The sequence below is a fragment of the Chryseobacterium mucoviscidosis genome, from assembly GCF_002177115.1.
Classification (GTDB): Bacteria; Bacteroidota; Bacteroidia; order Flavobacteriales; family Weeksellaceae; genus Chryseobacterium; species Chryseobacterium mucoviscidosis.
Genome location: NZ_MVAG01000147.1, coordinates 39175 through 52898 on the forward strand (window position 1 = coordinate 39175; position 13724 = coordinate 52898).

Annotated in this window: 9 protein-coding genes; 2 read left to right on the forward strand and 7 right to left on the reverse strand. The window is 35.8% G+C overall.

Annotation, left to right across the window (positions count from 1 at the left end; translation table 11 throughout):
- Window positions 1-42 precede the first annotated feature (42 nt).
- The 4 genes from B0E34_RS18040 to B0E34_RS18060 form a co-directional block, all read right to left on the reverse strand.
- The gene (locus tag B0E34_RS18040) at window positions 43-354 is read right to left on the reverse strand and encodes a hypothetical protein (RefSeq protein WP_087711775.1); all 312 of its coding nucleotides are present in this window, start codon (window positions 352-354) and stop codon (window positions 43-45) included.
- Window positions 355-958: 604 nt separating this feature from the next.
- Window positions 959-1345: a hypothetical protein gene (locus B0E34_RS18050; protein ID WP_087711779.1), complete on the reverse strand. Its 387-nt coding sequence runs from the start codon at window positions 1343-1345 to the stop codon at window positions 959-961.
- Window positions 1346-1356: 11 nt separating this feature from the next.
- On the reverse strand, window positions 1357-3615 hold the full coding sequence (locus B0E34_RS18055) for a hypothetical protein (protein ID WP_123956701.1): 2259 nt from the start codon (window positions 3613-3615) through the stop codon (window positions 1357-1359).
- Between the two features lie 96 nt (window positions 3616-3711).
- Window positions 3712-7452, reverse strand: a complete 3741-nt coding sequence (locus B0E34_RS18060) for a hypothetical protein (RefSeq protein ID WP_087711783.1) — start codon at window positions 7450-7452, stop codon at window positions 3712-3714.
- A 644-nt stretch (window positions 7453-8096) separates the two neighbouring features.
- On the opposite strand from B0E34_RS18060, the gene B0E34_RS18065 reads away from it, so the two are divergent.
- Window positions 8097-9632, forward strand: a complete 1536-nt coding sequence (locus B0E34_RS18065) for a YifB family Mg chelatase-like AAA ATPase (RefSeq protein WP_087711785.1) — start codon at window positions 8097-8099, stop codon at window positions 9630-9632.
- Window positions 9633-9788: 156 nt separating this feature from the next.
- Entirely contained in the window at window positions 9789-10127 is a 339-nt protein-coding gene (locus B0E34_RS18070; protein ID WP_087711787.1) for a hypothetical protein, read from the forward strand.
- A 94-nt stretch (window positions 10128-10221) separates the two neighbouring features.
- Here the strand turns inward: B0E34_RS18070 and B0E34_RS18075 are convergent, their stop codons facing one another.
- From B0E34_RS18075 to B0E34_RS18085, 3 genes are all read right to left on the reverse strand, one after another.
- Window positions 10222-10698 (reverse strand): YdeI/OmpD-associated family protein, encoded by a 477-nt coding sequence (locus B0E34_RS18075; RefSeq protein WP_087711789.1) that lies wholly within the window; start codon window positions 10696-10698, stop codon window positions 10222-10224.
- A gap of 10 nt (window positions 10699-10708) precedes the next feature.
- Entirely contained in the window at window positions 10709-11386 is a 678-nt protein-coding gene (locus B0E34_RS18080) for a hypothetical protein (protein WP_087711790.1), read from the reverse strand.
- Between the two features lie 94 nt (window positions 11387-11480).
- Window positions 11481-13682: a S46 family peptidase gene (locus B0E34_RS18085; RefSeq protein ID WP_087711792.1), complete on the reverse strand. Its 2202-nt coding sequence runs from the start codon at window positions 13680-13682 to the stop codon at window positions 11481-11483.
- Window positions 13683-13724: the final 42 nt, after the last annotated feature.

The window sequence follows — 13724 nt, forward strand, 5'->3', positions numbered from 1 at the left end:
GCTTGCAAGATACTCATATTCTTCGACCAGATTATCGGCTTTTTATTTTTTTATCCGGATATGCCCATCTTCTATATGTTGTTCAAATCTTCTGCCTATGATAAAAATTCTTTCCAGCAAATCATCTAAGTATTTAACAGCATCATCTTTACCCATATTCTTTAGTTTTTTAGCAAGAGCTTCCACTTCTTTTTTACTCCCTCTAAAAACCGTAAAACCTTTATATTCCAACCTTGTTATAAAGTTTCCATAAATACCTGCATTTAATGTTGTTTGGCGGAAACCATCAAGTTTAGGTTTTAATCCAAGATTTCCTAAAGTCTCTGCAGTTTCTTTGCTAAAGCCTAATCCCAAAAATTCTTTGCCTTTGACAACTTGTATCTAGCACTTAAAAACCATTTCTCCAGCTCATCCCAAATTTTCTTTAAGAAGTATCAAAGATTCTTGACTTGTATTTGAAAAAGAAAAAAGCAGTCCGAAGACTGCTTAAATCTATTTATTCGTGTAATATTTTATCTAAAATGGGCTGAGCTTCTGATATTGAAATTTTGCCTAAGGTTTTTTTAGTATCAATAATAATGATGTTGGCGTGGTTTTAGACTTAATCAATTTTAATTCATTAATAATATCATTTTGGTTATTTACCTTTTTGAAAATATTAGTAATGAAAATATATTCTTTTTCGTCTGATGAGAAATCTTTTAACATTTCATCTAAACTCCTATTATTAATTGTTTTTTGATTGTTTTGAATAGAAATCTTTATTATAATGCCCTTTTCCTGTCCATGTTTCAAATGCAGCCTTATCAGCTCATTTCATTCCTCTTTGTATTTATTATTAAAAGCGGTAACATTATCACTGGCTCCAGACTACAATCCTCTAATTCCTTCAAATGGAATTTTAAATGTTCTATCAAAGCATTAAAAACTTATTTTCAAGTGATTTACGTACTTAATGTTAGACAATATTGAACTCATTTTTAATTTTTTCAATCAAAAAAGGTAAATCAGCAATTGCCTTATCATTAATTATTTTATCAAAATTATTGAGGTTTTTTATATCAAGATCTTTCAAAATTCTTTCTTCATAAAAATATTTAGGAACAATAATATAATTATTACTTTTGTCTGAGTTCTTCATTACCCATTCAGTATTACCAACAAATTTGGTTATTATATTTTGGAGTCTTTTATATACAGTATCTTCCTTTAAAGTATCTTTAAACCTAAAAATTAATCTAAAAATTCTACTGTATTTATCATCCATATTATGTGTTGATGCAAAAGCTGATTCTATTGGTTTTATCTTTTCTAAAGTTTCAAATAGTGATGTATTTGTAATCATATTAAATGTTTTTATGGGATTATTTTTTTTATATTTAATCCTTTTGGATTTATCTTATTCATTTCCTCTAAATATTTTGATAATGAAACTGAACTTTCAGAGAACCAAGGGTCAAAAACCATATCACCATTTGTATAAATTTGGTGATAAACCCAATCATCAATAACTCCATTTTCATACCCTTTCATCCATCTACCTTCTTTGGGTGTTAACTCTATAATTTCTCCAGTTTTAAATTCTTCTAATATTTTTTCAGCTATTTCTGAACAATCTAACAAATCATTTTTAGCTATGCTTTTAGCTGTTTTAAAGATTAATAACTCATCTAAATACTTCTCAGCAGCTTCACTGCCCATATTTTTTAGTTTTTTAGCCAGAGCTTCTACTTCTTTTTTACTACCTTCAAATACTGTAACCCCTTTATATTCCAATCTTGTTATAAAGTTCCCATAAGGGACACTCATTCCAAATCCAGTCTGTCGAAAGCCGAGTTTAGGCTTTAATCCAAGATTTCCTAAAGTTTCCGCTGTCTCCTTGCTAAAGCCGAGTCCTAAAAATTCTTTAGCCTTAGAAATTTTGTATCGAGCACTTAGAAGCCACTTTTCCAATTCATTCAAAATCTGTTGCAGAAAGGTCTTAAAAGCTTTTCCCCCTTTTGAAAATAATTCGAGTAAAGTACTTAATGCTTTATAAGCTTGATCTTTTCCATATTTTGCTGCTGCTGAAAGAGTGGCACTAACCTCTTTATTTACAGCCTCAATAATTTCGGCAATTTTACCTAATTTTGCAGCTTTTAAAACCTGAGTAAAAGGTACAAAAAAACTAAGAATAAAGGCAATTCCACTTCCTGCAATATAAGAAACCCTTACCCAGTCAAAATCTTCTTTATTGTGAGCCTTGCAAAAATCCAGCATTTTATTGTACATTTCAGTGGCTGCATTTCCAATATTTGCCCAAAAATGTCCTCCAAATAAGAAGCCGTAAATGTTATCCAGAGTTTCCATTGCGCCCTGAAAATCCTGAACGTTATTGAAAGGTGATTCTAAAATTCCTCCTACAAATTTAAAAAGAGATGATATAAAATCGACAATACCATTCCATAGTCCACAACGATAAGCAATCCACATCTGCATTTTTCCGGCAAGAAAGTCACCCGTCTCATTGTCTATCAATTTATAAACAGCTTCTATCTCCTGTGTAATGAAATTATTGTAATATTGGATAAATTTCTTTATTGAATTTGAGTATTTTTTAATATATTCTTCAAGAATATTTGGAGTAATGTCATGAAGATCTAACCCTTTTTTATCTGCGAAAAGCTTATCAATATCATTAATTAAGTCGTCAGCAATGGTAACTTTTTTAAGAAGATTATCTTTGTCAAAAAAATAATCTTCGCTTTGGGTATCCCAAAAATCATCTGAAATTTTAAGATAATCTAAACCATTCCCTATTTTGTTACAAATCCATCCCGTTCCTTTGGATGTGGAAAAAAAATATAGAAGCCCCTGTTTAATTGTTGTTAGAATACTCTCTAAGTTCACATTATCCTTTTCAATATATCCTTTTTCCAGAAGTTCTTTTATGATATTTGTATCAAGTGCTGTGTTCTTTGATAAAGAATTCATTATTGAAGGATTGAAGAATCTTTCGTCAATTTCCCCATCTTTATTGTAAAACTGTTTTCTTACAAATGGTGATACTTTTGCATACAGTTTTTTAGAGGAGAAAAAATCTTCATCACCTTCTATAAAAAAATAAATATCACTTTCTTCTAATCTTGCCGTTTTATATGCCTCGAAAACTTTATTTCCGTCATCCGAGAAGAAAAAATAAACGGTAAACATCAGTTTTTCATCGGGATCACGTACGCCATTAAGATTCTTATCAAAAAAAACATCCAGAGAAGTATATAAATAACTATCCTTAACTGTTTTTTTTAAATCATTTATGACGGTAAGGTTTCCTTTTTTTTCTACTTGTGCATCTATGAAATAAGATTTCTTAATGAATGACGCTGTTTTACTGTTATTTGCAGGTCTTACCTGTAACAATGGACTCACATTACTCATTCCTCTCACGGTTTCTCCGAGCTGCATAGTCTGAGCTTCATTTTTCACTTTCAGAAAATCCTGAAATCCGCCATACCCCATTTGCTGCATCATTGAAGGATTATCTATTGGGACATGGTTTTGGAAATCTGCCAGAAGCTCTTGTTTTGTAATGTCATCAAAATCTTCTATTTCGTTTAAATATTCTTCGTAAGTCATCATTTTTTGTTTTATACTTTTGGCTCATGGCGGCTGGCTTTTCTCCAGCCGCCATGAGCCTAAAGCAGGTTAATAATTGTTTTAATTAACAAACCATTACGGAAGATTGTTTTTAATGCTCTGCATAGAGATCTGTGCAATCACTTTTCTGGGATCGCTATCTGTGGTCAATTGCAGATTACCATCTTTGATGTCGATGTTTTCTACAAATCGGTGTGCTCCTGAGCTTAGTTGAGCATCAGTAATGGCAAACTCGGATGATATTACCACTTCTTCAGGATTTTCAAATTCTGCCGGATTTTCCTGACTAAACGGCAACGCTGTTGCTGTTTTCAGACCCGTAGAACCTTCCTGAAGTATCGTAAGCGTGGTTGGGAGCTTTGTAATCCAAGGCTTACCTTGTTTCAGCCCTACAGGTTCTCTCATTTCGTCTACAATACTCATATACATCGGGTCTCCAATTACCGGAACTTCTTCTCCATTCCAGATTTTTCCTGTACTCAGGAAGAACTGGATGGCATCTTCAAATCCGGGTCTTACCGTTACGATAACTCTCGCCATACCGGATTGTAAGAAACTTCTGAAAAGCGGATCTACGCTTTCACTCACATACATTTCCTGCCAATGCTGTCTGTTTGCCCAGTAATAAGGATAGAAACTGTAACTCATAATACTCCATTCGAACGCCTGTTCCATAAACTTGGCAAGTGCTGTATACTTGTCTAGATTTTCATTTAAGAATACCTGAAAGTTTTCCATCTTGTCACCATCGGTAAAGTTCTGTCCGACAGTATTCGGAGATAAATAATCCTGTAACAAATACGCGATACAGTTATGCTTCAGAACATCAGATTCCATGTATCGGTAGAAGTTACCCATTTTGTCTTTTGCTTCCGCTTCTTTTTTCTTCTGTTCTTCATCCAGACGTTTTTGCTCTTCCTGAAATTTTTTATAAGCTTCTTCATACGCATCAATAATAGCATTGAAGTTTTCCGTAGCCCACTGAAGCATATAAGCATCTGAAAGGGTACATTTAGCTTTTACCACTAATCCCACCTGAGTTGTTCCATTCCCTCCTGCATATTGCATATTATAATTTCCAACGACATTAAGTCCGTAGCTTGTATAACTTCCACGTAACCATTGTTGACGGTGAGGGTTTTCAATATTCACCGCGCCGCCTTTTAAATTATCAAATGTCAGCCACGAACTGTTTTTCTTGAATCTGTTGTAGAAAGCATAAGTAATTTCAGCTTCATATGCTTTGTAATTTACCGGAATGTTAAGTCCTAAAAGCCTTGGCGTAGCACTGTTATCCAAATCTACTTCTACATTGCTGGATACTATTACATTTGAGGTAGGGAGATCCGTAAGCTTAACGCTATATATATTTGCCCAATATTGCAACAAATCTCTTGTGGCAGTTTTTGGTTCTGCCATTGTGTAAGGAGCAGGAGCTTTTCTGGGATCTACAGGAGCGGTAAGTACATCTGCCTTCGCTACCGCCAGAGCCAATCTGTGCAGTCTTGCGGGTTCAGGGATCATAAATTCAAACATTGTTCGTTTTCCGTAATTGTAGATCTGGTTTTTATATTTCATATCTACCCATCTGTAAACGCCCACAACGTGCTTATCTCCATTTCTGTTATCAAAGCCATGAGAATTGTTTTCCTCATATTCTTCGATAATTTTTTCAATTCTCTCTTCGGAAATCTTGGTCAGCAAACGATCGGTTGCCTTATTGGTGATTTCCTGCGACTGTGTAACAGCCTGACGGACGCTGTTTTCTTTGGCGTTATGGGTAGCCAGACTTCCGCCTACTTCAAATGTTCCATAAGGAGTTTCCTTACTTCTCCAACTGGCATGTGCCTGTGTGTCAAAACCCTGTTGTATCACATTGGCAACTTCAGACTGAAGGTCATTTCTTGTGGTGCTTGTTGTATCGGTAAGGGTTTCCCGTTCGGTAGATTTAGAAGCTGTGGTTTGGATCTCACTTTTTCTTAGTCTTCGTGTTGACTTTTGTTTAAACTCTCTTGCCATGATGTTTTCAATATGCGTAACATCCCCCGGAACATAAGCATGTGTACTTTGTACGACCTTCATATATTCAGCAATACCCAGTCTTTTTAAACCAAAGAGCTTTCTCGTATTGGAAATTTCTTCCACAGGCTCTTCTTCTCCGCGAACCCTACCCGGTTTTAATGTCAGCATTCCAACCTGAAGCTCATTTGTCGGAATTTTAAATAATTCCAGATAAGCTTCTCTGCCGTTATTGAAGAAGATATCAATTCTAATTCTTGATATGGAAGAATATGTATTTACCATTAAAGCAGGGAAGCTCACCACTCCATTAAGAACATCCGTGTTTCCCAGTGTTTCTTCATGAATCCCGGTATTGGATTCCATGGTAATTTTCGCATTTGCCACGCTCCATGAGTTATCTTCAACTTCAAAAGAAAAATTAATAAACCCGCTGTTAAGAACAAAAGCAGAACGTCTCCAGTTTGCTAATAAGCTGTATGCCAGATGTGTTCTTGGCGATGTATTCACAACAGGAATTAATGCGCCTCCAATATTAGCATACTGTGTCTGTGGAAGTTCTGTATTTTCCAGAACAGACTGAGCCTGTTGAGAAATATGCGTCTGCAGTTCAGAAAAGACACTGTTGAATGTCTGATAGTTTTCATCAATCTGAACAGACTGAGCACCTATTCTTAGCTCAGCATCCGAAACGGCTTCCACTTTTGCAGCTGATGAAACTTTTGAGTAAAATTCTTCGTTAAGCGGCTGGGAAGCGAATAAATTCATAAAAAGCTCAAAAGACTCCGCTGATAATTTGGCTTTAAGATCCGGAATGTTGATTTCGCCCGGATAAGAAAATTCAAACGGAGGAACTTCCGTTTTTTTAAGCCTTTCATACAAACGCTCCAACTCTTCTTCTGAACCTTTTTCTTCAGCCAGATGCTCAATTTCATTTAAAAGTTTATTATACTCTTCCATTTGAGACAGATACTTAGAAAGATATTCTTTGTAAGCTTCCTGTTGAGCGTCGGATCGGTTATTATTATACGACTTCTGAATCTTTTCAAGCTCAGCATTTAATTTTTCAAGCTGTTCTTTTTTCAGCAATGCCTTGGTTGCTGCCAAATCATTTTTAGAGTTTCCTTTAATTCTCTCTACCGTTTTTGCAGAAAGACTTGCTATTTCCTGAGATGCAATTTTGCTTGCTGAAGAAGCAATTCCGACAACTTCATCTTCAACAAAAAGTTCTTTAGGCATTACTACCTTCGCATCCAATGCTTTTGCCACTAAGTCCTTGCCATTGATTTTAGCAAGTTCCTCCGTTACCGAAAGGGTTTGTACATACCCTACATGAAGAGCTTTTAAAACATGGACAAGAGCCTCTTTAGCATAGAAATCTTTTTGGGTAATCACCTGATAAATCAAATTGTTCCAAAGTTTTTCAACTTCCATTTGTCCGGAAGAATATGCGTCTTTTGTTTTTGCCAGTTCTTCAGCAGATAAGATTTCTTTTTTTGTTATTTTTCGCCCTATCTTAAGCAGGCTTGCATATTGGCTGTTTTCAAGATCCTTTTCCGTTAATGGAGAGGAAAAAGATTTGCACTGATTTTCCAGAGCCTGAATTTTTGAAATTCCGGATCTGTTTTTAACTGCCAGATCAAAGTCATTACTTAAAACCGGTCTGTGGATAAATCCTAAATTTTCTTTTTTGGTTTCTGTAAGCTGAGGATTTCTCATGCTTACAAATCGAAATAATGTTTGAGAATTATTATTTTTTACATTTCCGGTGTTTATTGTTCTACTGTTTGTATCCATTTGTGTAAATTTGTTTTGGTTTTTATAAAGGTTAAGATTTGAAGCCTCTTTTTAGTAGAGTTACTTCAGGTTTTAGCCTTATTTTTTTAGGTGGTATTCAGGCTAAATTATGTCCACCTTGAGTTTTAAAGTCTCTTTTCATTTTCTGCGTTGTTTCTATAATGCAAATATCCATCGGGGAAGCGACAAAACTCGTCGTATTAAATTCGTTTTCAGATATTTTTGCTATTTTTTTACAGTTTTCTGATAATCAGTAAGAAAGATTTACAGAATATTTTTTGTAAAGTTTGAGAAAGAATTTTTTAACTTTAAAGTAAACTCTACTTGTGTTATTTAGAGCATATAAGCTACCTCTCATCTGATTGTTTTTGTAGTTATTTATATTGATTATTAAAACTTTATTAGAAAACCTAAACTGTAAATCATTAATTTAACTGCTGGAAATCAGCCTTGATTTTTTTTCATTCTTAAAAATTTTAATTACAAAAAATATTTTTTTCGGCTGATTGATCTATTGAAAGAAAAGTCTGATCAAAAACTGAATATTAAGGGAAATATATTTTTACTTTTAAATATTCAGGTAAATTCTTTTAAGAAAATCATTATTTAAAAATTTTTCTACATTTACGGCAAACACATAAAAAATGCTGATTAAAGTCTATGGAAGTGCCATTCACGGTGTGGCTGCACAAACCATTACGATAGAAGTAAATGTAGATACAGGCGGAGTTGGTTATCATCTTGTCGGGCTTCCGGATAACGCTATCAAAGAAAGTAGTTATAGAATTTCTGCTGCTCTGAAAAACGTCGGCTTTAAGATTCCCGGAAAGAAAATTACAATCAATATGGCTCCTGCAGACCTCAGAAAGGAAGGCGCCGCTTATGACCTGAGTATTGCCATCGGAATTCTTGCCGCTTCAGATCAGATTGTTGCCGAAAATATTCAGGAGTATGTGATTATGGGGGAACTTTCTCTGGACGGAACTTTACAGCCCATAAAAGGGGTTCTTCCCATTGCGATTCAGGCTCGTGAAGAAGGTTTTAAAGGAATTATTTTACCAAAACAAAATACACGGGAAGCAGCAATTGTTAACAGTCTTGATGTTTTTGCCGCCGAAAATATCAAAGAAGTTATTGACTTTTTTAATGAAGGAAAACCACTCCCAAAAATCGAAGTGGATACGCGGAAAGAATTTCAGGAAAAGATTAACGATTTCCCTTTTGATTTTTCTGAAGTGAAAGGACAGGAGGCTGCAAAAAGGGCGATGGAAGTTGCCGCAGCGGGAGGACACAACATCATCCTGATCGGACCACCCGGAAGCGGAAAAACAATGCTTGCCAAGAGAGTTCCGAGTATTTTACCGCCTTTAACTTTAAAGGAAGCGCTGGAAACAACCAAGATTCATTCCGTAGCCGGAAAGATGGGTACGGAAACGTCACTCATGACGGTTCGTCCTTTTCGATCTCCACATCATACGATATCGGATGTGGCATTAGTTGGCGGCGGCGGTTATCCGCAACCGGGTGAAATTTCACTGGCTCACAACGGGGTTTTGTTTCTGGATGAAATGCCGGAATTTAAAAGAACCGTTCTTGAAGTGATGAGACAGCCTTTGGAAGACCGCGAAGTCACCATTTCACGAGCCAGATTTACGGTAAATTATCCTGCCAGTTTTATGCTCGTTGCTTCGATGAATCCGAGTCCAAGCGGATTTTTTCCCGACGACCCGAACAATACTTCCTCAACCTACGAAATGCAGCGATACATGAATAAGCTTTCCGGACCGCTTCTGGACAGAATTGATATTCATATTGAGGTTCAGAAAGTGGAATTTGAACAGTTGGCGGAACGCAGAAAAGGTGAAAAAAGTGAAGACATCCGAAAGCGGGTTCTTATTGCCCGCGAAACACAGAGAGAACGTTATAAAGATTTAAAAATCAGCTACAATGCTCAAATAGGACCGAAAGAAATTGAAAAGTTCTGCGAACTGGATGCCGCATCTTTCAACCTCATCAAAATGGCTATGGAAAAGCTTAATCTTTCCGCGCGAGCTTACGACAGGATTTTAAAAGTATCCCGCACCATTGCCGACCTTGAGGAATCTGAGAATATTCTGTCCCATCATGTTTCGGAAGCCATCCAATACAGAAGTTTAGATCGTGAATTCTGGAATGCCTGATCATACAATATTTCTTCATTTTAATTATAATTTTTTGTGGTTTCGGGGCAGCTTCGCTGCCCCGAAACTTTTATTGAAATATTTTTTAATACGACAAGTTTTGTCGTTATAAACATTCATGTTTGCAAAAAGATCAAAATAAAACTCAAAATAGTAATGAAAACTGCTGTAGAAATTCCTGAAACAAACTCCAAAGAAAATCATTTCAAATCCATCGTTCTTCTTTCAAAAGATTTTGCGCCTCATGAAAGTTCGGTAGAAGAAATAGACACTGCCATTCTCAAAAATGATTTCGGAATCTTAATCATTAAAAACAGTAAGGATCAGACGGCAGAATTTTCATGGCAGAAAAATATTATTTCTTCCAATACGGAAAGTGGCTATTTTAAGGAAATAATGAATGATCTGGGAGTAACCGTTCATCATAATGAAGATTCTATTGCCATAATTAATGGTGGGGTTAAACAGTTTCTGACGATTCATTTTATGATTTAATTGTAAAAAATTTAGCTGAATAAAAAAGTCCGCCAAAATAATGAGCGGACTTTTTCATTTATGATAAGACCTTTTAAATGGATAACGGAACGTTTTAAATTCCTTTTTTTCCATCTAAAATCATCTGAATCATTTTCAGCTTTCTGTTTTCTCGTGTTTCTGGCTTTTTTGCTTCTTCAATCCAGCGGATATACTCCTTTCTGTGGGTATAGCTCATTTTGTCGAATAATACTTTCGCATCAGGATTTTCATTAAAAAGCAATACAATATCTTCCGCAATCTCCACTATCCTTTCTTCTTTGTCTTCCGTTAAAGAAACGGAAACCTCATCTCCGAAAGATTTTCCGAGCTGTTTCCTGATTTCCTGAGTTAAGCCTAAAATATGACACTCCGATTTCATTTTGGCAAGGCTTCCCCGATATTCAACTTTATCATCAAAAACAGCTTTGATTTTTATCTGACCTTTCTTGCCGAATACCTCCTGTGTGAAAAAAGGAAATTCAACAAAAGCGGCATCCATTTCTCCGTTTTGCTTAATAACTGCTTTAAATTGTACAGAATCTGTTTTCATAACTTAAAATTTAGCACAATAACCACCATAGATTGAAATCATCCAGTTTTCCGTCTTTAAAATAAAATATAAATGAATCCTCTATTTCTTTTCCCAACGGAATTCTGAAGCTCTTGATGTTCTTCTGATCGGTATCTTCTATTTTCAGTTTGGGAAATAACTTTTGGAAATCTTCAACAGTGGTTTCATGAGTAAGGATAATATGATGCGACTTGATCTCGAAACGGTTATTTCCGGATTTCGCACTGCTGAAAATAACCTTATGATTGTTTGAAATAAATTCAGCATTGTTGGTATAGAAAGTCGTTATTTTACCATCAAAGTTTACAAGATCTTTTCCGTATGTTTTTTCCATCCAGGATTTATCCAGCCATTCAAAAGGACTTCCGCATTCCCACGGTTCCGTTTTAACAGAATCATGTTTTGGATGGAGTTTTTGGAATTGTTCCTGAGGTAAAACAATATCATTTCCATTCACCTGAACATTCTCAATTTTCAGGAAATCATCTGTAAATACTTTAGGCAATTCTTTTTCTGATTGTTTTTCTTTAGGTAAACTGTCTTGTTTGATAATCGTTTGTAAAGAATCCTTGTCCTGTAAAGATTTTAAATTTTCCTTCTCTTTTTTCTGACAGCTCCATAATGCTAAAAACATCAGTAACCCTGTTAAGATTTTATCTTTCATCATTTAATAATATTTTTTGATCGGGTTAAAATAGTAAAATTTAAGCATAAAAAAACCGCGAAAGTAAACTTTCGCGGCTTCAGTATCTGTTAAAAGATTATTTTTTCTTTCCTTTTGCAGGAGTTGCTTTTGGCATTTTTGTTTTCGTGTCTGCAGGAGTATTTTCGTCTCTTACCAATTGTAATTCGTCGATAAGTCTTCTTGCACCTGCGTATTTGTCGATCGTCCAAAGAACGAAACGAACGTCTACGTTAATGGTTTTCTGCCATTCCTGTTCGAAAACGATATCTCCGCTTAATGCTTCACTGTTTCCGTCGAATGCAATACCAATTAAGTTTCCGTCTGCATCGATCACCGGAGAACCGGAGTTTCCTCCTGTAATATCATTGTTGGAAAGGAAGTTTACCGGCATATATCCTTTTGTATCTGCATACTGTCCGAAGTCTTTCAGGTTGTAAAGATCGATCACTCTCTGTGGAAGATCAAACTCCTCATCTCCTTTCTTGTATTTTCCTACAAGACCAGTCATATCAGTATAATAGTTATCGGTAATTCCGAAGTAGTTTCTGTCTGATCGGATTGGCAATTTGTCTACCGTTCCGTACGTTAATCTCATGGTAGAGTTTGCATCCGGATAGAATTTTTTCTCAGGCATTGCCTTCATTAATCCTGCTAAGAATAATCTGTTGTTTTTAGCAAAATTATCATCAATTTTTACGAATCTTTCTGCAGAAGCTTTTTGGTCTGCCATAATTCCGTTTGCAATTTTCCAAAGCGGATCTGCATCCAGTTTCAACGGATCAGGATTCAGCATAAAGTTCGTTGCAGAAGTTTTGTTGGCAAAGATGGAAGAATACGCTACATTCGAAAGATTTTTAGCATCCAGTCCCATAATGATTTCAGAAGCTACATCTTTGTTTACTCTTGTCTGGTAAAGATTTACCATAGAATTCATCATTTCTCCTTCAAGCTTGATATTGATGTTTTCGTAGGCTGATTTCAATGCTGCCTCTACTTTCGGCTTCATTGCCAGTCTTCCTGCCATATCCTGTTTTGCATATGCCTGAAGAACGCTTCCTACCTGTAATGCAAGTGTGAAATATTTAGAATTTCTGGAAAGCTGCGTCATGTACATTCTCTCCACATTTCTGTCTGAAGTCTGCTTGTAATAAAGTCCGATATCTTCTAAAACCGTTTCGTACTCAACCACATTTTCAGGTTGTACTGCCCAGGTTTTAAATCTTTCTTCAATTTTTTGCTTATCTGTAATGGTTCCGTTTTTAATAACAGCATCAATAGTACCCTGTCTGTTTTTCCAGTAGTTCGCAACTGAGGCGTACTGAGAAGCGTAATTCAACTGAGTCCCTTTGTCTTTATCCATGTACTTCTTCATTACATCCATCGCTAATTTAGAAGCTTCAACCCAAGCCGGATAATCTTTGTTTACCATCTGCTGAATTCCGTAAGAAGTCAGGTAACGGTTTGTTCTTCCCGGGTATCCTAAGATCATAGAGAAATCTCCCGGCTTTACTCCTTTCAGAGAAACCGGCAAGAAATGTTTTGGTTTTAAAGGAACGTTGCTTGGAGAAAATTCTGCTGGATTTCCCGCCGCATCAGCATACACTCTGAAAACAGTAAAGTCTGCGGTGTGTCTTGGCCACTCCCAGTTATCGGTATCACCTCCAAATTTTCCTAATGCGGAAGGCGGAGCTCCTACCAATCTGATATCTTTGTAGTCCTGATAAACGAAATAGTAAAATTCATTTCCGTTGAAGAAATCTCTTACGACTACCGTGTATTTTCCGTTCTCAGAGTTTTCAGACTGGATCGCTTTTGTTTCAGCGTCGATAACAGCTTTTCTCTCTGCAGCGGACATATTATTGTTTAATTTAGCGTTGATTCTTTGGGTAGCATCATCCATTCTTACCAAAAATCTTACGTAAAGATCTTTTGCATTGAACTCGTCTTTCTGCTTCATTGCCCAGAATCCGTTCTTCAGATAATCTTTCTCCGGTGTAGAAGCGGCAGCTACAGCACCATATCCACAGTGGTGATTGGTAAAAATAAGACCCTGATTGGAAACAATTTCTCCTGTACAGAATCCTCCAAAGCTTACAATCGCATCTTTTAAGCTTGAATTGTTCACAGAATAAATTTCTTCCGGTGTAAGATGCAATCCTTCTTTTTGCATATCTACCCCATTCAGTCTTTTCACGAGCATTAACAGCCACATTCCCTCGTCCGCCCTCATCTGGGCAAAACTTAAAAGGAAAGTGAATAGTAGTAATATTCTTTTCATTTTATAAAATAATTTTTGTGTCGCTAATTTACTAATTTTTTT

Coding starts and splice junctions, on each gene's coding strand:
- B0E34_RS18050 (WP_087711779.1), bottom strand. CDS start 1,345: ATGATTACAAATACATCACTATTTGAAACTTTAGAAAAGATAAAACCA.
- B0E34_RS18055 (WP_123956701.1), bottom strand. CDS start 3,615: ATGACTTACGAAGAATATTTAAACGAAATAGAAGATTTTGATGACATT.
- B0E34_RS18060 (WP_087711783.1), bottom strand. CDS start 7,452: ATGGATACAAACAGTAGAACAATAAACACCGGAAATGTAAAAAATAAT.
- B0E34_RS18065 (WP_087711785.1), top strand. CDS start 8,097: ATGCTGATTAAAGTCTATGGAAGTGCCATTCACGGTGTGGCTGCACAA.
- B0E34_RS18070 (WP_087711787.1), top strand. CDS start 9,789: ATGAAAACTGCTGTAGAAATTCCTGAAACAAACTCCAAAGAAAATCAT.
- B0E34_RS18075 (WP_087711789.1), bottom strand. CDS start 10,698: ATGAAAACAGATTCTGTACAATTTAAAGCAGTTATTAAGCAAAACGGA.
- B0E34_RS18080 (WP_087711790.1), bottom strand. CDS start 11,386: ATGATGAAAGATAAAATCTTAACAGGGTTACTGATGTTTTTAGCATTA.
- B0E34_RS18085 (WP_087711792.1), bottom strand. CDS start 13,682: ATGAAAAGAATATTACTACTATTCACTTTCCTTTTAAGTTTTGCCCAG.